Genomic DNA, 20,145 nt, shown 5'->3' on the forward strand with positions numbered 1-20,145 from the left:
GTCGGGTCTCCTCTAGAGCTCGGCCGGCTTGCGAAGGAAGGTCAGGCCGACGGCGGCGAGACCCGCGAGGGCCGCGCAGGGCGTCGCCGCCAGCAGCACGGCGGCTGGGGCCAGTCCCAGAGCCAGCAGCTTGCCCGCCGCCAGCGGACCGGCGATGCCGCCCAGGCGTCCGAACGAGACCGCCGAGCCGACGCCGGTGGCCCTCGCCAGGGTCGGGTAGTAGCCCGGCGCCAGGGTGTAGAGCACCAGCTGGCCGCCGATGGCGAAGAAGCCGACGACGATCCCGACCATGGCGACCGGCCAGAAGCCCTGCGCCGCGCCCAGGCCCCACAGGCCGGCGATGACGGCCAGGTAGGCGGTGATCAGTACGCCGCGCAGGCGGCCCTGATCGGTGATCATCGCCAGGACGATGCAGCCCAGCACCGCCCCGCCGTTCTCGATCGCCGAGATCATTCCGGCCTGCTGCGGCGTGAAGCCCTTGGCGACCATCAAGGTCGGCAGCCAGTTGTTCAGCAGATAGACGATGACCTGGGTGAAGCCATAGGCGAGCCACATCAGCAGGGTGATCGGCGCCCGGCCCTGGCCGAACAGCGCGAAGGCGGTCGGGGGCGGCCGGGTGGTCTGGGTGGCGTCCTTGGCCTGCTTGAAGGTCTCGGATTCCGGCAGGGCGAAGATCAGCACCGGCAGCAGCAGCAGAGGCCCGAACCCGCCGATGTAGAAGATGTGGGTCCAGTCCATCTGCCCGGCCTGACTGGCGACGAACAGGCCCAGCAGCGAGCCGCCGGTCGGCTGGCCGGCGAACATCAGGCCCACGCCGGTGGCGCGACGGTCGGGCCGCGCGGCCTCGGCGGCGATCGAGATCAGGTTGGGGAAGGCCGCGCCGATGCCCAGGCCGGCCAGGAAGCGCACGCCGATGAATTGGTTCAGGTCGCCGGCATGCGCCGAGAGGATCGAGAACACGCCGAGCACGACGAAGGCCCAGATCAGCACCCACTTGCGGCCGATCCAGTCGCCCAGGCGACCGCCGGCCGCCGCGCCGACCATCAGGCCGACGATGGCGGCGGTCAGGATGTAGGACATCTGGGTCGGGTTGAAGTGGAAGGCCTTGGCCACCGACGGCGCGGCCAGCCCCATCGAGACGATGTCGGCCCCTTCCAGCAGGGCGGCCAGGAAGCAGATGAAGATCGTGGCCGCGCCGCTGCGGCGGCCGGCGGACTCGGACGTGACGCTCATGGCGCTTCCTTGATCGGGGCTGGTTTCGAGGACTGGACGACGCCGCGCGCGAAGGCGCGCATGTCGGCGGCGAACTGGGCGCGGGCCGGGGCGTCGCGATAGATGGCGTGGCCCGCCAGATAGCAATGCATGCTCACCGCCTCCCGATAGGGGGAGGCTATGCGACGGCCCCGCTCGGCGTCCATCGAACATCCGCCCAGAGGATCGTAGGCGCCGTGCGCCACCATGACTCTCAGTTGGAACGAGAGCGCCATGGCCTCGGCGGCGCCGGGCAGGCGGGGGCCGTAGCTGCCCATGCCGATGCGGCCGCTCTTGGCGAACTCGGCCTGGGCGGCGGCGACCTGCTCGCGGGTCGCGCCATAGACGTTCGAGTGCAGCCAGGCTTCGTTGACGGTCGGCGGATAGGTCCCGGTCGGAGCGAAGCCGTCCGTCAGGGGCTCGACAGGCAGATAGGGCAGGTCGGTCGGATAGCCGAGGTCACGGCGCGTGTAGCGAACGCCCAGCGCCAGGGATGGCGTGCGGTAGGGCATCAGCTTCCGATAATCGAGATAGTAGGGCAGGCGACCCGGGACCAGCGTCCCCAGGAACTTGCCCTGGGTCAGGCTCAAGGTCTTGTCGTCGATGTCCTTGGGCGCGAGGCCAATGCGGCGAGCTAGGTCGGCGATCAGGGCCGCGCGCTCGGCTTCGGTCAGCCGGTCGCGGCGGCGTAGGGCCGGGATGTAGATCTCCCGCGCCCACTGCTCGGCACGGGCCCGCGCCTCGGCGGGTGTCGCCCCCAGCTCGGGCGGCAGCTTCTTGTAGTAGAGCGCCGCCACCGCGTAGTCGCCGACATGCATGGCGTCGGCCAGGAGCTCTTCCTCGGGATAGCGTGGCAGGCCCTGGGTGTTGGAGATCAGGGCGATCCCCCGGACGTCGAAGCCGCGCTTGAGCAGTTGGTGGGCCGAAGCCCCAGCGCGGCCGGCGCCATAGCTCTGGCCGGCGACGATCAGCGGGCGTTCCTCGGCGTTGTGACGCAACAGGTAGACGCGGATGAACTCGGTGGTGGCGGCGATGTCGCCGACGATGCTGGTGAAGCTCTCCTGCGCCTGGAGGCTGACCGCGCGTGAGAAGCCCACGCCCATGGCGTCCAGGAAGACGAGGTCGCTGTCGGTCAGCCAGGTGTCGGCGTTGTCGACCAGGTTCTGTCCTTCGATCCGCTTGGGGCCGAAGCCTTCGAAGTTCAGCGACGCGCTGGCCGCGCCCGGACCGCCGTTCCAGATGAAGGTGATCGGTCTGACCTTCCCCGCCGCCGGCGGCGCGCGATAGGCGACGTAGAACAGGTGGCCCAGGGACTCGCCGGTCGCGACCTCCTTGATCGGGATGCGCCCAGCCTCGGCCTCGTAGGCCAGGGTTCTTCCGCCGACCTTGAGGACATGGCGGGTGATGGCGGTTGGAGGCTCGCTGTCGGCGGCGTGCGCCGAGCCCATGGCCAGCAGCCCCGCGGCGAGGCCGATGAGCAGGCCGCCCCAGCGACCGGTCGTATGGCGTCGTGTCACCCGCTCGCCCTCCCCATGAGCTGCTCGAGATCGTCAGACCTAATACGCAGGGGGGCGGATGATCCCGGTGCGGTTTTCGACGCGAGACGACCGCCGGGGTTTTCGATGGCGGGACGTATTACTCGATGAAGGCTCGACCGCTGGTCAGGGCCGCGTACGGGGGATGTTCGAATGTCCAGATGGTTGGCGGCGACCGCGGCTGTAGCGCTTCTGGCGGGGGCGGGTGGGGCGATGGCCCAGGCGCCCGCGCCGCTGATGAAGGCGACGATCGCGCCGGGCAAGATCAGCGAGGCCGAGAACAAGGGCGAGGTGAAGATCACCCTCACGGCCCAGGCCGTCGACATCGCCGCCGGCGAGAGCATTGTGAACCTGGCGACCGCCATTCCGGGCGCCGGTCGACCGCAGCCGGTCGCCGACATGACCGTCACCGACTCCGCCGGCCCGGTGGCCCTGATCGCGCCCAAGGGCGGCAAGGGCTGGACTTCGGATCGGGCGGTGAAGGGCGACTTGACGATCAGCTACCGCCTGCCGCTGGAGAACGTTCCTCCAGTCGCCGGCGGGCCGCCGATCAACCTGCGCATCGATGGTGACGGCCTCTCGGCCGAGGGCGTCGCCCTGGTCGCTCAACCGAACCTGAAGGGTCCGTACCGTCTGACCCTGCACTGGGATCTGTCGGGCATGGCCCCGGGCGCCAAGGGCGTTTCGAGCTACGGCGACGGTGACGTCGAGTTGCCGGCGGGACCGGCCAACCGCTTTGGCCACATCGTCCTGATGGCGGGCACGATCAAGCGCGCCGACCATGGCCCGTTCTCGGCCGTCTGGACCGGCCAGCCGCCGTTCGATCCGGTTCCGGCCATGGCCTGGACGGCCAAGCTGCACACCTGGATGAGCGGCTTCTTCCAGGACAAGACCGAGCCGCCGTACCGCGTGTTCATGCGACTGAACCCGATGAACGCCGGCGGCGGGGCGGCCTATCCGCACTCGTTCCTGGTCACCTGGGGCAAGGGCGTCACCGGCGACAGCATCAAGTCGATCCTGGGCCACGAGATGACCCACACCTGGACCGCCGCCGATATCGGCAAGTGGTACAGCGAGGGCAACGCGGTCTTCTACCAGGAGCTCCTGCCCTGGCGAGCGGGGCTGATGACGACCGAGCAGTACCTGGACGGGATCAACAAGACCGCCAGCCGCTACTACACCAACCTGCTGAACAACACGCCTGAGGATCAGGTCGTGCCGCGCTTCTGGGAGGACACCCGGATCCGCGTGCTGCCCTATGACCGGGGCGCGATGTACTTCGCGGTGCTGAACGGCAAGATCAAGCGCGCTTCGGGCGGCAAGCGCTCGATCGATGACCTGATCCTGGCGATGGTCAATCGCGAGCGCGCGGACCAGCCGATCACCGAGACGATCTGGCTGGACATGCTGCGCAAGGAGATCGGTGAGGACGGTCCGGCCGTCCACAAGGCGATGATGGCCGGCCAGCTGATCCTGCCGGAGTCCGGCGATTTCGGGCCCTGCTTCCAGCGGACGACCCGGAAGATCCGCCGCTTCGACCTGGGCTTCGATCCCAGCTCGATCGTCTCGCCCGACAAGATCATCAAGGGCCTGAAGCCGGACAGCGAAGCGGCCAAGGCCGGCCTGCGCGACGGCGACAAGATCGCCTATGGCGTGGCCATGGATGCGGTGCAGGGCGATGTGACCCGCACCCTGACCTACCAGGTGACGCGCGAGGGCAAGACCTTCCCGCTGACCTACCTGCCGCGCGGCGAAGCCGTGGACGCCTACCAGTGGGAACGCGTCGCCGGCGCGCCCGAAACCGCGTGCAAGAAGTGATTGGGAGACAAGCCATGACCACGACCCGTTTCGTTTCGGCCCTCCTGGCCGCGTCGCTTCTGACGGCCGTTCCCGCACTGGCGCAGGACGCCGCGCCCAGGCCGCAGCGCCCCTCGAACGAACCGCAGGACTTCCTCAAGACCCCGCCCAAGCCGGCCTCGATCAAGGGACCTTTCACCCTGGTGGCCTTGGGCGAGCAGCTCTATTCGCACCCGGTCGCCGACCGGCCCGATCCCGAGATGCAGAAGGTCTTCGCCCTGTCGCGGGCCGGGGACGTGACCATCGCCAATCGCGAGGGGATGTTCTTCGACCTCGCGACCTTCAAGGGCCAGGGCTACGGCAGCGGCATGCTGTGGGGCGAGGCTTCGCTGGCCAAGGACGCCAAGGACCTGGGAATCGACATGCTGACCATGGCCAACAACCACTCCACCGACTGGGGCTGGGAAGGCCTGATCGAGAGCCAGCGCCTGCTGGACGAGGCCGGCGTCGTCCATGCCGGCGGGGGCAAGACCCTGTCCGAAGCGCGGCGCGCGGCTTTCTTCGACACGCCGAAGGGCAGGGTGGGGCTGGTCGGGACGGCCTCCAGCTTCCGCGCCAACGCCGGGGCCAATGACCGCTTCAATGACGTGCCGGCCCGGCCGGGGATCAGCACCCTGCGCCTGCGCAAGGTGAACCTGCTGACCGCCGACCAGTTCGACAAGGTCCGTCTGCTGGCGACCCAACTGGCCTCGCCGAACAAGCCGGCGCCCAAGCCCGAGGCGACCGATATCACCCTCGGCGAGGAGCTCTATCGTCTGTCCGCCAAGCCTGGCCTGACCTACGAGATGGATCTCTACGACCACGCGGCCCTCTTGAAGGCAGTGCGCGAGGGCAAGGAGCAGGCCGATCTGATGGCCTTCACCATTCACGCCCATGAGAGCCCGACCGGCTTCGATGATGACGATCCGTTCCCGCCGGACTTCCTGATCAAGCTGGCGCACGACACCATCGACGCCGGCAGCGACGCCTTCCTCGGCCATGGCCAGCACGGCATGCGCGGCATCGAGATCTACAAAGGCAAGCCGATCTTCTACGGCCTGGGCGCCTTCTTCATCCGGGGCGAGATCAAGGCCTTGCAGGAAACGGCACTGAAGGTCTTCCCCGACGCCACCGGCCACGCGCCGCCGCCCCCGCCGGCCGAGCGCTCGGTGCGTCCGGGCGGCAACCCGGCCAGCTGGTACGACGGCATGGTCGCCACCGTGGACTACGACGCCACAGGCAAGGCGACGCTGGTGAAGATCTATCCGCTGGACCTGGGCAACACCTACGAGCCGATGCGGCGGGGCATGCCCTATCTGGCGGACCCGGCCAACGCCCAGCGCATCCTGGCCAACCTCCAGAAGTTCTCCGCGCCCTTCGGCGCCAAGATCGAGATCCAGGGCTCGGTCGGCTTCATCCGCATTCCCTGATCCGAGAGCCTGTCATGAAGCGTCTTCTTGTCGCCTCGCTCGCCGCGAGTCTTGCCTTCGCCGCGCCAGTTCTGGCCGAGCCGCTGTTCAAGCTGCAGGTCAAGCCGTCGCAGCTCGACACCGACAAGGGCACGGCCACGCTGGACGTTGTCATGACCGTGGAGGGCACGAAGGTCCCCGCCGGCCAGACCCTGCTCAGCCACCTGAACGGCGCGCCGGGCATTCGCGCCCAGTTCGCGGTGGAGGATCTCTCGGCGACCGACGACAAGGGCGCCGTGCCACTGGTCGCCGGCAATCCGATGGGGCCGCGCACCTGGACGTCAAGCCGGGACGTCGAGGGCAAGCTGGTGGTCCGCTATCGCCGTCCGATCGACAACGCCGTCGGCGGCGGGCTGTCGACCATCCCGCACGTCGACGGACCGGGAATGTTCGGCATCGCCAATATGCTGCTCGTCCTGCCGCCGCAGACCTCGGCCCGGTACCACTTCACCCTGGACTGGGACCTTTCCCAGATGCCGGCCGGCTCGAGCGCGGTCACGGCGCTGGGGGAAGGCAATGTCGACATCGCCTCGATGCCGCTGACCCGCCTGACCTATGTCATGATGATGGTCGGCCAGATCAAGCGCGAGCCGGAGCCCCAGAAGGGCGCGTTCAGCGCGGTCTGGACGGGGAATCCGAGCTTTGACGTGCGCGGAACCATGCAGTGGGCCAGCAAGCTGCACGGCTATATGAGCAAGTTCTTCGCCGACCCGAAGGAGCTGCCCTACCACGTCTTCATGCGCGACAATCCCAGCGGCAACGGCGTCGCCGCGCCGATGGCCTTCGTGGTCGGCTACAACGCGCGCACCACGCCGCAGAGTGTGCAGTACCTGCTGGGCCACGAGATGACCCACACCTGGACCGCCGCCGACATCGGCAAGTGGTACAGCGAGGGCAACGCCGTCTACTACCAGACCCAGCTGCCCTGGCGCGCCGGTCTGTTCCCGATCGAAAAGCGCCTGGCCGACATCAATCTGACGGCGGCGCGCTACTACACCAACGACGTGATGCACGCGCCCGACAGCGAGGTCCTGCCGAAGTTCTGGTCGGACATGCGCTACAACGTGCTGTCCTACGATCGCGGCGCGATCTATTTCGCGGTGCTGAACGGCAAGATCCGTCGCGCCTCGGGTGGCAAGCGTTCGGTCGACGACCTGATCCGCGCCATGGTCCAGCTGGACCGCGAGGAGAAGACGATCACCGAGCAGACCTGGGTCGACATGCTCCGCAAGGAGCTGGGCGAGGAGGGGCCGGCGATCCACAAGGCGATGATGTCGGGCCAGGCGCGCCTGGTCCCGGAATCCGACGACTACGGCCCGTGCTTCCGCCGCGTCGCGGTGAAGATCCCGCGCTACGACCTCGGCTTTGGCGGGCCGGAAATCACCCGCCGCTCGGTCGTGGAGAACCTGCGTCCCGACTCCAACGCCGCCAAGGCGGGGCTGAAGGAGGGCGACAAGGTCAGCTACCAGAGCAGCACCGACGGGGCCCAGCGCGACCCCAGCATGATGGTGACCATGCACGTGACGCGCGGCGATCAGACCTTCGACATCAGCTACCTGCCGCGCGGCGAGCTGCGTGACGCCTACCAGTGGGAGCGCACCGACGTTCCCGAGAGCGCCTGCAAGTGACGGGGAACGAGACGATGACCAAGCTTTCCCGTCGCCTGGCTTTGGGCTTGCTCGCCTCCGCCGCCATGTCCCCGGCGCTGGCCCAGGCGCCGCGCCTGTCCAACGAGCCCGAGGACTATCTGAAGACGCCGGCCAAGCGCGCCTCGATCAAGGGGCCGTTCAGCTTGGTGGCGATCGGCGACCTGCTCAATTCGCGGCCGACCGCCGACAATCCGGACATCCCGTTCCAGAAGGCGCTGGAGATCGTGCGGGGCGGCGACGTGGCGATCGGCAACCGCGAGGGCGTCATCCTCGACCTGCCGACCTTCAGGGGCCAGCCCTACGGCCATGGCCAGATGTATGGCGAGGCCTCGCTGGCCGGCGACATGAAGGCCATGGGCGTCGACATGGCGTCGATGGCCAACAACCACTCCACCGATTGGGGCTGGGAGGGCGTGATCGAGGCCGGCCGTCTGCTGGACGGCGTCGGCATCGTTCACTCCGGCAGTGGCATGAGCCTGGCCGAGGCGCGCAAGGCGGGAGTTCTGGCCACGCCCAAGGGCAAGGTGGCGCTGGTCTCGACCGCTTCGACGTTCAAGGTCAACGCCGGCGCCAACGACGCTTCGGAGGGCGGTGTGCCGGCCCGGCCGGGCATCAGCACGCTGCGCCTGCGCAAGGTGAACCTGGTCAACGCCGAGCAGATGGCCGCCGTCCGGGCCTTGGCTACAGAGCGCGCCTCGCCCTTGGCGCGGGCGCCCAGGCCCGACGCCCGCGACGTCACGTTCGGCGACGAGATCTATCGCCTCGAGCCCGGCTCTGGCCCGCGCATCGCCTATGAGATGGAGCTCCACGACCAGGCCGCGTTGCTGAGAGCGGTGCGCGAGGCCAAGGACGCCGCCGATCTCGTGGTGTTCACGATCCACGCGCACGAGAGCGCCACGGGCCTGGACGACGACACCCCCGCGCCGCCGGACTTCCTGATCAAGCTGTTCCACCAGTGCGTGGACGCCGGCGCCGACGTGATCCTGGGCGGCGGCCCTCATGCCCTGCGCGGCATCGAGATCTACAAGGGCAAGCCGGTGCTCTACGGCATGGGTCTGTTCATGCTGAAGGCCCAGATCAAGGCCATGCAGGAGACGGTCTTCCGCATGTGGCCGGATCTGGACGGCCACGCGCCCAAGCCGAGCTCGGGCGGCGGAAAGAGCGGCGGGGGAACGCCGTCGCGCTGGCTGGAGGGCGCGATCGCGGTGGTCGACTACGACGCCAAGGGGCGCGAGAAGCAGGTGCGGCTCTATCCTATTGACCTCGGCGGTGGTGGCGATCGCGCCTTGCGGGGCCTGCCGCGCCTGGCGGAGGGCGAGGCGGCGACGCGTATCCTGACTCAGCTGCAGGCGGACTCGGCGCGGTTCGGCACTAAGATCGAGATCAAAGGCGCAACCGGGCTGATCCGAATCCGCTGATCGGGTAGGCGCGAGGGCGGTCTGCGACGACAGGGCATGTGGAAGTTGGGGGACCGCGCGTAATAACAGCGAGTGCCTTGTATTCCGCCGGAGCCAAAGTCGTTGCAGCCCCACACCGAGGCCGTCGCCAACGCCATGAGCAAGCGCTTCCGGCCGGCGTTGATGGCCTTCTTTCTGCGGCGTATCCGCAACCATCCGGAGGCCGAGGACCTGACCCAGGAAGTGTTGATGCGTGTGGCCGAGCGTGGATCGGCCATCGACGCCTCGCGTCCCGATGGTTACGTCTTCCAGATCGCCGCCAATCTGCTGCGCGATCGGGGCCGTCGGATGAAGGTGCGGGCTATCTATCAACAGGGGCTCGGCGCCAACGAAGCCGCGCGGGTGGAGGAACTTGACCCCGATCGTGTGCTGCAGGCGCGCCAGTCGCTGGCGACCGTCGTCAACGCCCTGCGCGAATTGCCCGAGCGTACGAGGACAATCTTCATCCTGTTTCGCCTGGAAAACATGAAGCAGCGTGAGATCGCCGACATGCTCGGGATCTCGGTGCGCACGGTGGAGCAGCACGTCATTCGCGCTAGCGCTTGGTTGCGCGAACGACTAGGAGGCGACCGGTGAGCGCCTTCTCGACCCATTCCACCGACGCCGCGGTCGAAGCCGCCGCCGCCTGGGCCGTGCGCCTGGCGGAGAGCGAGCTGACATCCGAGCAACAAGCCGAGTTCGACGCCTGGATCGACGCTGATCCGCGCCATGGCGAACTGCTCGAAGAAGTCATGGGCGCCTGGCGCTCGGTCGACCGCTACGCCAGCGCCGAGCCGATGGCGGCGCTCCGTCAGCAGGCCCTGGCCTCGGCCCGTCGCAGCATGCGCCGGAGCAAGCGTCCGTTCTTCTCGCGCGAACTGATCGGCGGGCTGATCGCCGCGACCCTTCTGCTGGCCGTCGGCGGCGGGCTGCTGTGGATGCGTTGGACGCCACAGGCCTACGAGACAGGCGTGGGCGAGCGCCGCGTCGTGGCGCTGAAGGACGGCTCCAAGCTCTCGCTGGACGCCGACACGGTCGTGAAGGTCCGCTACACCGGCGACAAGCGGCGGCTGTGGCTGGATCGGGGCCGGGCCAAGTTCGACGTCGCCAAGGACGCGCTGCGACCCTTCTCTGTGACCGCCGCCGACAAGATGGTCGTCGCCACCGGCACCGCCTTCAGCGTCGAGCTGATCAACGCCGAGGTGCGGGTCGTGCTCTACGAGGGGCATGTGGCCGTGCTGAAGCGTGAAGCCCAGGCCGGCAAGCCGGACGCCATGGCGCCGATCGAGATCGGTCGGGCCCCAGCGGAACGCTTGCTTACGCCGGGTCGCGAACTGATCATGCCCGAACGCTCGCCGGCCCAGTTGGCGACGCAGGTCGCGGCGCTCGAACCGGTCGATCCGGAACGGTCGCTGTCCTGGGAGGGGGGGCTGCTGGTGTTCAATGACGAACCCTTGGACCTCGTTGTCCAGCGCATGAACCGCTATGCGGCGAAACCATTGTCGGTTGGGGATCCGGCGACGGGGCGGCTGCGGATTTCCGGGGTCTTCCGGGCGGGCGATACCGAAGCCCTGGTGCAGGGACTGGCCGCGGGGTTTGGCGTGCAAGCGCGCACTTCGGGTGACGGGGTTGCGCTGTTCGCGGGCGCCGGCCGAGCCAGGCCGGGCTAGGCCCCCGCTTTGACAACGCTCGCGCGCGTCGTCGCCGAGAATGGGACGATGAGTTCGTCCCCTGAAAAGACCGCCTTCATCCCCGGTTCCAGGCGGCTCCGCTTCACGACGGCCGCCGCCGTGGCCGCCTTGCTGGCCGCGTCGGCTCCGCAGGACGCCAAGGCCCAGGAGGCCGTGGTCCGGTTCGATCTGCCGGCCCAGACCCTGGGCAGCGCGTTGCGCGCCTTCGGTCAGAGGGCCAATCAGCCCATCATCTTTTCCGAGCCGGCCGTGCGCGGAAAGTTGAGCCGTCCGTTGCGAGGGGCGTTGGGCGTCGAGGATGCGCTGCGCCGATTGATCGCCGGAAACGGTCTCACCGTCAGCCGTACAGGCGCTGGCGTGCTGGTGGTGTCGCTCGCGCCACCGCCGGTCGAGACCGCCGCCGCGGCCGTCGCGCCGCCCAAGGTCGAGGATGATGGGGCGGCGGTGTCGCAACTGGTCGTCACCGGGTCGCGGATCCGGCGCACCGATCCCGAGACGGTCGCGCCGGTGATCATGGCCGGCCCGGAGGATCTGAGCGACAGAGGCTTCACGCAGTTCGGCGACCTGCTGAACCAGGCGACGTCCAACGCGCCGTCCCTGCCGATCGCCACCACCCAGGGGTTGCCGGTCCTGACGGGAGGGCGGCAACCGCCCAATCTGTTCAACCTGGGACCGGGGCGGACGCTGACCCTGGTCAACGGCCGGCGGATGGTGACCTCCAGCTCCGGCCTTGGCGACCGGGCGGTCGACGCCAATTTGATCCCAGCGGGCCTGGTGCAGCGCGTCGAGATCGTCCAGGCCGGCGGCGCGGCGGTCTATGGATCCGAGGCCATCGCCGGTGTGGTCAACTACGTGCTGAAGACCGATTTCGAGGGCGCGGAGTTCAGCGCCCAGTACGGCCAGAGCACGCGCGGCGACTATCCGCAAACCGCCTTGCGCTTCACCGGCGGCCGCAACCTGGCCAGCGACCGGGGCAATATCGCCATCGACCTGGAATGGTCGCGGACCGGCATGCTGCGAGAGTTCGATCGCCCCTTCACCGCTCAGGCGCGCCGCTTCGTCACCAACCCCCTGAACGCCGGACCCACCGACGGGCAGCCGCCGACTGTCGCCGTCCCGAATACCCGGCTCTGGTACTACAACCGCAACGGCGTGCTGTTCACGGCGGGGACAGCGAGCACGACGAACCTGCTTAGCCTCAACGGCGGGCCAGCGCAGCTCAGCGCGGATGGCCAGAGCCTGATCCCGTACGACACCGGCGCGATCCAGGGCGCGGGCAGCACCGCGGTCGGCGGGCAGGGGCTGGATAGCCGCCTGCTCTCGTCCCTGGCCGCTCAGGTCGAGCGACGCACGGCCGCGATGGTTGGCCACTACGACCTGTCGCCTGATGTGCGGCTGTCGGCGGAGCTGATCCTGGGCGATGGCCGTACGGTCGAGCCGTACGGCACTCAGAGCATCGTGCGGGTCGTCTCTGGCTCCATCGCCTCCGGCCAAGGGCCGATCGCCTTCACGCATGATAACCCGTTCCTGACTCCGAGCCAGGTCGCCACCCTATCGGCGGCCAGTCCTGGTTTCGCGGGCGGCGGACCGCTGTACCTGTCGAAGTTCCTCGACGTCCTGCCCAGCCGCGAGCGGCGCAACCAGGCGCTTAGCGGTCGGGCCTTGGTCTCGTTGGACGGCGACTTCACGGTCGCGGACCGGCGCTTCTACTGGAGCGCCGCGCTGAGCCGCAGCCGCACCGAAGGCACGCAGTCGGTGTGGGCGCCCTATACCCGGCATCTCAACGATGCGCTGAACGCCGTACGCGACGGCTCGGGCCGCATCGTCTGCGCCATCAACGCCGACGCGGTCGCCTCGAACGACGATCCGGCCTGCGCGCCGCTCAATCCGTTCGGTGAGGCCCAGGCTTCCGAGGCGGCGCGAGCCTATGTGTCGGCGCGTTCGGGCGCGGACTACGTCAATGTCCACGATGACTTGCTGGTCTCGCTGGGCGGAGACCTGACCAAGCTGCCTGGAGGCATCGCGCAGTTCAGCGTCGCGTATGAACATCGGCGAGAGTCGGCGCGCTTCACGCCGTTCGCCGCCGACCAGGCGGGCCTGCTGTTCTCGGGCGTGAAGGCCTTGCCGGAGACGGGCCAGTATCACACCAACGAGTATTCCGGAGAGCTGCTGGTCCCCATCCTGGGCGGCCAGTTCGCGCCGCGCGGCGTCGAGCGGCTCGAACTCACCGGCTCGTATCGAATCGTCAAGGACAGCCGCGCGGGGCGTGAGGCGGTGTGGGGCGCGGGCGCGCGGCTGCGGACGACCTTCGGCCTGGGCCTGCGCGCCTCGCGCAGTCGCAATTTCCGCGCCCCGACCCTGGACCAGCAGTTCGCGCCGACCACCGTGGGCATCACCTTTGTCGGCGCGGACCCTTGCGACGCCGACCGGATCAATTCCGGTCCCAACCCGGCCATACGGCTAGCCAACTGCCAGCGCGAGTTCGCCGCCCATCCCAGTTATGGGCCGCTGACCACCTTCCAGGATCCCGCCGAAAACACCTCGATCACGGCGGTCACCACCAGCGGCAATCCCGATCTGCGAAACGAGACCTCGCACACCGTGACCTGGGGCGCGGTGTTCCAGCCCAGCTATGTCGCCGGCCTGACCGCGTCGGTGGACCGGATCGAGATCAACCTGCGCAATGGTCTTTCCAGCTTCACGCCGGCCAGCTTCCTGGCGACCTGCTATGACAACAGCCCGCAGCCGCAGGCCGCGTGCCAGACCTTCACGCGCGACGCGTCCGGCACGGTGGTCACCGCGCGGCAGACCACCTTCAACGCCGGGATCGTGCAGTATCGGGGCGAGGTCTACAGCATCAGCTATCGCTTCCCGCTCGGCGCGCTGCTGGACCGCGATCTGGGCTCGCTGGAGCTGGCGGCCGAGGCGACCCACACCAGCCGCTATCTGACCTCGGTGACCGGACAGGATCGTTCGCATGCCGAGGGCACGATCTCGGCGCCGTCCTGGCGGACGCGCCTGGACGCCCGCTACTCGCGGGGGCCGCTAAGGCTGACCTGGTCGACCTATTGGCTGCCGCGCAGCAAGAGCGCCTACAACGACACCATCGAGACCACGCAGTATCCGGTCATCGCCGCCAATATCCAGCACTCGGTCTCGGCGGCCTACGACTTTGGGCGGCTGAGCGTGCGGGGCGGGGTGAGCAACCTGACCGACGAGGAGCCCAGCTTCCCGAACCGCAGCTATGGCGACATCATCGGCCGGCGCTGGTTCCTCGGCCTGCGGGCGCGCTTCTAAGGATCTCCAAAAGAAAACGCCGGGCTGGTTAGGCCCGGCGTCGTAGGTGGCGCGCGCCTAGTACTTGGCGCGCAGGCCGACGTAGAACTGCCGGCCCATGATGTCGCCATAGGTCCGCGTCGGGAACGACGGGCCTTGGTCGGTGAAGTTGTTCACGCCGGCGCGCAGCGTGTAGTTCCGCCAGTTGTATTGGCCCGAGATGTTGTGGACCGTGTTCGACGCGATGAGCGGGACCGGCGTGGTCTCGATGGTGTCGGTGTAGCTGCTCTTCACTTCCGGCATGTAGTAGGCCGAGTAGAACAGGCGCATCGGGCCCTTGCTCCAGCGGACGTCGAAGCGGGCGCGGATGTCCGGAACCGAGGTGGTGCCGTCCGAGCGCGAGTGCGTCGTGCCGTTGGTCGAGACGTCGTACTTGGTGGTGTGGGTGACCTCGACGCCCAGCTCCATCTGACCCAGGTTCTTGTCCCACGGGCCGCCAAGCGGGAACCGGTAGTTCACGTTCCAGATGTCGCCGTTCCAGGTGATCAGGCCGGCGTTGAAGGCCATCGACTTGGCCGTGGTCAGATAGCCCTGCGCGTTTCGGCTGAAGGTGGCGCAGGCGGCGGCGTCGCTGAGGTCATAGCAGTTGGCCGCGAAGGTCGCCGGGCTGAACGAGACCAGGCCGTCGGTCAGCGCCACTTCCACGCGATCGACGGTGATCGTCAGACCCTTGATGTAGTCCGGCTGGAAGACGAAGCCCCAGGTCTTGGTGTTGGAGATCTCGTTCTTCAGGTTGGGGTTGCCGCCGCTGGTGACCGAGACGATGCCGGTGTTTTCCGCCGGATCCTGGAAGCCGGCCAGCGGACCCCATTGCGGATTGGCGGCGAACTCCTTCTGGCAGTTGGCCAGGCGGGTGGCGGGGTAGGGGCCGGCATTGATCCGGTCGGCGTCGCAGGGGTCCGAACCCAGCGGCTGACCCGATGCGGTGGAGGTTGGGGCGAACAGCTGGTCCAGCGACGGGGCGCGGAAGTTACGGCTCTTGGAAGCGCGCAGCGAGAAGCCGAGACCGGTGTCCCAACGGCCGCCATAGCCCCAGACCTTCTGCGTGCCGGCGATCGAGTGCTTTACATAGCGATACGAGCCATTGGCCTCGAGCGTCTTGACCAGCGGCAGGGTGAAGTCGCCGCCGACGATCGGCAGCAGCAGTTCGCCCGAATATTCGTTGGTCTTGTAGCCAGCGTCGCGGGCGATCGCCGGCGAGCCGGTGGTGGTGATGCCACGCAGGTCCGCGTCGAACGGCCGGAACTCGGTCTTCTCCTCGCGGTGCTCGTAGGCGGCGCTGAACTTGGCGGGGCCGGCGGGCAGCTTGATCAGATCGCCGCCCACGACCGCCAGGAAGTCGTCCTGGATGTTGTGGTAGTGCTGACCGGTCAACGCCGTGACGTAGGCCCGCGCGGCGGCGGACTCGTTGCCCTGGCCGAACGGATTGAGCGGCGCGCAGGCGGCGTCGTCGTTGGTGGTGATCGCGTCGGCGTTGATCGCGCAGACGATCTGGCCGGCGCCGTTCTTCACCGCGGACTGCGCGTTCAGCATGTGGCTCAGATAGGGTGCCCAGGTCCGGACCTCATAGTCGCTGACGGCGCGGCTGCCCGAAAGGCTCCAGGTGAAGTCCCGGTTCAAGGCGCTGAAATCGCCGTCCAGCGCGCCGGACACGCGATAGACGTCCGTTTCCGTGCCGCGGTTGCGGCTCGGCAGGATGTCCATGAACCGGGTCATGCTCAGGTTGCCGCCGGCCGCGAAGGTCGGGCTGGCCGCGCTGAGCGTGGCGATCATCGCGGGGGTCAGGAACGGGTTGGTGTTGTTGAAGCTGATCGGACCGGAGGCGCCGCTGTTGCCGATCGTGCGGAAGACCTGCTGGGTGCCGTAGGGGTCGTTGGATTCGTGGTGGGAATAGAGGAATTCGCCTGACGCCTTGACGTGCGGGGTGATGTCAAAGCGACCGATGGCGCTGAGGTTATAGCGCTCGAGGCCCGCGGCCAGGGTCGAGAGGTCGCGGGTGTCCAGGCCTTGGCCACCGACAGCGGTGCTGCCGCCGGCCTGGATGGCGCCGGTGTCGTAGGCGACCACGCTCTGGCCATCCGGAGAGAACTGCAGCGCCGAACCGTTCGCGCGCAGGAGGCCGGCCGACTGGCCGTTCGGCGTCGCCCAGATGACGCCGTAGCGGTTGTATTGCCAGAGACGTCCGTTGAAGACGTAGACCGTCGGCGGAAGCCCGTCGCTGGTCGAGGTGTTGGCCGTGTTGGTCACGCTGCGAATGCCCGAGGCCGTGCGCGGGCGGGCGCTTTCCAGCAGGGAGTCGGTCTTGGTCCACGACAGGTCGACCGCGAGGTTGGCGCGACCGTCGAGGAAGTTCTTGCCCCAGGTCGCCCGCAGCGAGCGCTTGGGATAGTCGCCGCGCGTGCTCTCGCCGTACTGGGCGTCGAGGACCAGGCCCTCGAAATCGGTCTTGAGGATGTAGTTCACGACCCCGGCGATGGCGTCCGAGCCGTACACGGCCGCGCCGCCGCCTTGGACGATGTCGACACGCTGGATCAGGCCGCTGGGGATGATGCCGGCGTCGACCACGCGGTCGCCCAGGCCCGACGAGGTGGCCACCATGCGGCGACCATTGACCAGCGTCAGGGTCCGGCCCGCGCCGAGGTTGAACAGGTTAGGGGACTGCTTGCCGTCGCCGCCCGGGAAGCCCTGGGTGGCCGAGATCGGCAGGACCGGGACGTTGGACGTCACCTGGTTCAGCAGTTCGCCCAGGTTGACGACGCCGCGCTCGTCGATGTTCTCGGCCGTCAGCACCGTCACCGGCGTGGCCGTCGAGGTGTCGCTGCGCGGAATGCGCGAGCCCGTGACGACGACTTCGGAGACCGTGCTCTTGTCCGCCGTGGTGCTGGTTTGCGCCTGAGCGCTGCCGCCGATGGCGAGGACCGCCGCGACCGCGGTCGACCCCCAAAGGCCGGCCATTGTCCTACCGTGCATGTTCTGAACCCCCTGCTATGACGACGAGGCTCATCCCGCCGTACCTAGGGTGCTACGCACGACAACGAGAAATACCGGCGCTATCGATGACGATAAGATTGCGATCGTCACGAATGGCGCCCGCGGGGTGCGGCTGGACGCAGTGCTCAGGCGGCCAAGCTCGGGTTCGCCGTCGTCGCGCGTAGAACCCTCGAAGGGCGGGCGTCTCGCCGCCGCCATGCTGGGAGACCGCGATGCTGACCCGTCGGAATCTGACGACCCTCGCCGCCGCGGCCGTGGCCGCGCCCGGCCTGCTCGGCGCCCCCGGTCGCGCCGCCGCCCAGGCGCCGAGGTTCAAGGGCAGGGACCCTCTCCGCGACTTGATCGTCATCAACAGCCTGGGCGGTCTGGAAGACCCCAACACCAGCGACCTCGACGCCGACGCGCCGCTTAGCCGCCGGGTGCTGGACGATGCCGCAGCCTCGGGACTAACGGCGACGAACTGGACGCTGGGCTATGTCAGCGGCAAGTCGGATCCATTCGAGACCACCGTCCGCGACGTGGTTCGTTTCGACGGCGTGATCCGCGACCATTCGGATCGGCTGCTGAAGGTCCTGACCACGGCCGACATCCGCCGCGCCAAGGCCGAGAAGAAGGTCGGGGTCATCTACGGTTTCCAGAACGCGGCGATGATGGGCGACCGGGCCGACCGCGTGGACCTGTTCGCCGACATGGGCGTGCGCGTGATCCAGCTGACCTATAATCCGCAGAACCAACTGGGCGGTGGCGCGGTGGTCTCGGGCGAAATCCCGCTGACCGCCTTCGGGCGCGAGGTGATCGATCGCTTGAACGCCAAGCGCGTGATCGTCGACCTGTCGCACAGCGGCGAGCGCACTTGTCTGGACGCCGCGCGCCACGCCAAGAGGCCGATCTGCGTCACCCATACGGGCTGTCGCGCGCTCAACGACGTGCCGCGCAACAAGACCGACGAGGAGCTGCGGCTGGTCGCGGAGAGGGGCGGCTATGTCGGCATCTACTTCATGCCATTCCTCGCCGATCGCCAGGTCACCAGCGAGGACGTCTGCCGCCACATCGAGCACGCCATCAAGATCTGCGGCGAGGACGCGGTCGGCATCGGCACCGACGGCGGCGTCACCGGCATCGACGATCTCGAGCGCTGGAAGGCGGCCTTCGCCGCGCAGATCAACCGCCGCCGCGCCCAGGGCGTTTCGGCGCCGGGCGAGCGACCCGACTCCTACATTTTCGCCATAGACATGTTCGGCCCCGACCAGTTCCGCATCCTGGCGCGCAAGCTCGCCGAACGCGGCCATCCGCCCCGCCGGATCGAGAAGATCCTGGGGTTGAACTTCCTGAGATACGCCGGAGAAATCTGGGGCGCATAAACTGGGTCGGGTGTCGGCTTTCTGGCTACGCCCCAATATCCGCAGGCTTGGCGCGCTAAGTCGAAGCCGTCCCCGCCGAGGGAGGAACGTCCAGGGCCTCGCGAAGGGCGGGCTGGCGGGATCGGCTGACGGGTAGGGGCGGGCCCTCGCTCAGGTGCAGCCGCCAGCGGTCGCCCTCGCGCTCCAGCCGCTGCACGTGGTCCAGGTTGGCGATCACCGACCTGTGGATTCGGAGAAAGTTCGTCGGCAACTGGGCCGTCAGACCGTCCAGACGAGCGGCGTGGAGGAGACTACGGCCACCTACCATCCGAAGTTCGACATAGTCATCGGCCCCGACCACGGCCAGGATTTCGGCGATGGGCGCCAGCTCGACGCCCCGCGCCGAGGCCACGGTCAGGCGGTCGGGGCGGCTGGCGGCGCGGGTCAGGGCGGCCTCGCGGCCACGGTCGTCGCGGCCCAGTCGCACAACCTCGACGACAAGCAGCGGCAGCACCAGGGCGGCGGCCAGCAGGAAGTAGGACAGGTCGGCCAGCCATTCGGGGAACCCGAGGGCCAGGGCGAGGAACAGCGCCAGATAGGCCAGGGTCAGGCGCGCGCCAGGCGCGCCTCGGCGCACGCCCGCCGCGGCCGGCAGGGCGGCGAGCGCCACCCCCAGGATCAGCGCCCAGACTGTCTTGACGTCGAAGCCCGGCAGCAGGGCCGTGGCGCCGACCACACCCAGGGCCAGTCCGATCATCAGGCCGCGCGCCTTGGGCAGGAACCGCGTTGCGACATAGGCCGCCAGGAGCACCGCGAAGGTGGCCGCCAGCACCCAAATGGCGCTCATCCGCCAGGCATGCAGCGGATAGCTGTAGTCGAACAGCGTCCGCAGGCTCTCGACAATGGCCTGCACGGCCGCGACCGCGGCCATGGCGGCCAGCACCAGACTGGACCCCGTGCGGCGCATGGCGTGGATGACGCCGAAACCGAACGCGGCCGCCAGCAGGGCGCCGGCCGCCAGCAGGGTGAGGGCGAGCAGGGCGGGGCGCTGTGGATAGGGATAGGACAGGACGGCAATCGCGCCCATCGGCCGATCGAAACGCAGGCCGCCGTGGAAGGACGACAGGTGCAGCACCAAGGTGTTCTCGCCGCGCCGCCAGGTGGTCTCACGGATCGGAAAGATCGCCTGGTAGCGCCCGGGAACCTCTTCTCGCGCCGTGGCGCCGGGACGGCCGTTGTCGCCCAGGCGCTGGCCGTTGAGCCAAGCCTCGGACGAGGCGACGCCCGCCACATAGAGAGCGCGCGGCCGCGTGTCGCCTAAAGCGCTATTTGGAGCGTCGATCGTGGAGCGGATCCAGAGCTCCCGGCCTTGGGGATCGACGAAATCCTGGATCGGGCGGCAGTCGCTCAGCACCGGTCCGGCCGCGCCGACGGCGCCACGACAGGCTTGCCATGACATGTCCTGGCCCCGGGCCAGGGTCGAAAAGCCCGTCAGGAGGACGGTGAGGAGCAGGATTCGCCACATGGCCCGTCTATAGGGCGCCACTGGCCGAGATGCGCCGCCATTCGCCGATGGCTGGACGCCGTTGGCCGAAGCGGCGTGGCGGCCCG

At 68.5% G+C, this 20,145-nt stretch carries 12 protein-coding genes; 8 read left to right on the top strand and 4 right to left on the bottom strand.

The genetic code is table 11. The annotated features are described in order from the left end of the window. Positions 1-12: 12 nt before the first annotated feature. Together AC1RRV_RS12970 and AC1RRV_RS12975 are read right to left on the bottom strand one after the other, a co-directional pair. Positions 13-1,233, bottom strand: a complete 1,221-nt coding sequence (locus tag AC1RRV_RS12970; protein ID WP_492860060.1) for an MFS transporter — start codon at positions 1,231-1,233, stop codon at positions 13-15. Further along, positions 1,230-2,768 (bottom strand): S10 family serine carboxypeptidase-like protein, encoded by a 1,539-nt coding sequence (locus AC1RRV_RS12975; RefSeq protein WP_492860061.1) that lies wholly within the window; start codon positions 2,766-2,768, stop codon positions 1,230-1,232. The genes AC1RRV_RS12970 and AC1RRV_RS12975 overlap by 4 nt, the downstream gene beginning before the upstream one ends. Positions 2,769-2,939: 171 nt before the next feature. Here AC1RRV_RS12975 and AC1RRV_RS12980 point away from each other — a divergent pair, with 171 nt between their 5' ends. The 7 genes from AC1RRV_RS12980 to AC1RRV_RS13010 all read left to right on the top strand — a co-directional run bounded on the left by AC1RRV_RS12980 (position 2,940) and on the right by AC1RRV_RS13010 (position 14,164). Next, entirely contained in the window at positions 2,940-4,604 is a 1,665-nt protein-coding gene (locus AC1RRV_RS12980; protein ID WP_492860062.1) for a M61 metallopeptidase family protein, read from the top strand. 14 nt (positions 4,605-4,618) lie between these two features. Further along, positions 4,619-6,052 (top strand): CapA family protein, encoded by a 1,434-nt coding sequence (locus AC1RRV_RS12985; RefSeq protein ID WP_492860063.1) that lies wholly within the window; start codon positions 4,619-4,621, stop codon positions 6,050-6,052. A 14-nt stretch (positions 6,053-6,066) separates the two neighbouring features. Further along, positions 6,067-7,719: a M61 metallopeptidase family protein gene (locus tag AC1RRV_RS12990; protein ID WP_492860064.1), complete on the top strand. Its 1,653-nt coding sequence runs from the start codon at positions 6,067-6,069 to the stop codon at positions 7,717-7,719. Positions 7,720-7,733: 14 nt separating this feature from the next. Next, a complete protein-coding gene (locus AC1RRV_RS12995) occupies positions 7,734-9,158 on the top strand; it encodes a CapA family protein (RefSeq protein ID WP_492860065.1) in 1,425 nt (474 codons plus the stop codon). Positions 9,159-9,260: 102 nt separating this feature from the next. Continuing rightward, on the top strand, positions 9,261-9,773 hold the full coding sequence (locus tag AC1RRV_RS13000; RefSeq protein ID WP_492860066.1) for an RNA polymerase sigma factor: 513 nt from the start codon (positions 9,261-9,263) through the stop codon (positions 9,771-9,773). After that, a complete protein-coding gene (locus AC1RRV_RS13005; RefSeq protein ID WP_492860067.1) occupies positions 9,770-10,846 on the top strand; it encodes a FecR family protein in 1,077 nt (358 codons plus the stop codon). Before AC1RRV_RS13000 ends, AC1RRV_RS13005 begins: the two co-directional genes overlap by 4 nt. 48 nt (positions 10,847-10,894) lie before the next feature. Beyond that, positions 10,895-14,164: a TonB-dependent receptor plug domain-containing protein gene (locus AC1RRV_RS13010; RefSeq protein ID WP_492860068.1), complete on the top strand. Its 3,270-nt coding sequence runs from the start codon at positions 10,895-10,897 to the stop codon at positions 14,162-14,164. Positions 14,165-14,221: 57 nt separating this feature from the next. Here AC1RRV_RS13010 and AC1RRV_RS13015 read toward each other — a convergent pair whose 3' ends face one another. Then, positions 14,222-17,173 carry a TonB-dependent receptor domain-containing protein gene (locus AC1RRV_RS13015; protein ID WP_492860069.1) on the bottom strand — a complete coding sequence of 984 codons (2,952 nt, stop codon included), beginning with the start codon at positions 17,171-17,173 and terminating at the stop codon, positions 14,222-14,224. Between the two features lie 233 nt (positions 17,174-17,406). Here AC1RRV_RS13015 and AC1RRV_RS13020 point away from each other — a divergent pair, with 233 nt between their 5' ends. Then, positions 17,407-18,555, top strand: a complete 1,149-nt coding sequence (locus tag AC1RRV_RS13020; protein ID WP_492860070.1) for a dipeptidase — start codon at positions 17,407-17,409, stop codon at positions 18,553-18,555. Positions 18,556-18,610: 55 nt separating this feature from the next. Here AC1RRV_RS13020 and AC1RRV_RS13025 read toward each other — a convergent pair whose 3' ends face one another. Then, the gene (locus tag AC1RRV_RS13025; RefSeq protein ID WP_492860071.1) at positions 18,611-20,059 is read right to left on the bottom strand and encodes a LytTR family DNA-binding domain-containing protein; all 1,449 of its coding nucleotides are present in this window, start codon (positions 20,057-20,059) and stop codon (positions 18,611-18,613) included. Between the last annotated feature and the right edge of the window lie 86 nt (positions 20,060-20,145).

The sequence above is a fragment of the Caulobacter sp. GW821-FHT11E10 genome, assembly GCF_058808375.1.

Excerpts from the sequence above, each read along its gene's own strand:
- AC1RRV_RS12970 (WP_492860060.1), bottom strand. The coding sequence starts at position 1,233 with ATGAGCGTCACGTCCGAGTCCGCCGGCCGCCGCAGCGGCGCGGCCACG.
- AC1RRV_RS12985 (WP_492860063.1), top strand. The coding sequence starts at position 4,619 with ATGACCACGACCCGTTTCGTTTCGGCCCTCCTGGCCGCGTCGCTTCTG.
- AC1RRV_RS13020 (WP_492860070.1), top strand. The coding sequence starts at position 17,407 with ATGCTGACCCGTCGGAATCTGACGACCCTCGCCGCCGCGGCCGTGGCC.
- AC1RRV_RS12990 (WP_492860064.1), top strand. The coding sequence starts at position 6,067 with ATGAAGCGTCTTCTTGTCGCCTCGCTCGCCGCGAGTCTTGCCTTCGCC.
- AC1RRV_RS13025 (WP_492860071.1), bottom strand. The coding sequence starts at position 20,059 with ATGTGGCGAATCCTGCTCCTCACCGTCCTCCTGACGGGCTTTTCGACC.
- AC1RRV_RS12995 (WP_492860065.1), top strand. The coding sequence starts at position 7,734 with ATGACCAAGCTTTCCCGTCGCCTGGCTTTGGGCTTGCTCGCCTCCGCC.
- AC1RRV_RS13010 (WP_492860068.1), top strand. The coding sequence starts at position 10,895 with ATGAGTTCGTCCCCTGAAAAGACCGCCTTCATCCCCGGTTCCAGGCGG.
- AC1RRV_RS13015 (WP_492860069.1), bottom strand. The coding sequence starts at position 17,173 with ATGCACGGTAGGACAATGGCCGGCCTTTGGGGGTCGACCGCGGTCGCG.
- AC1RRV_RS12980 (WP_492860062.1), top strand. The coding sequence starts at position 2,940 with ATGTCCAGATGGTTGGCGGCGACCGCGGCTGTAGCGCTTCTGGCGGGG.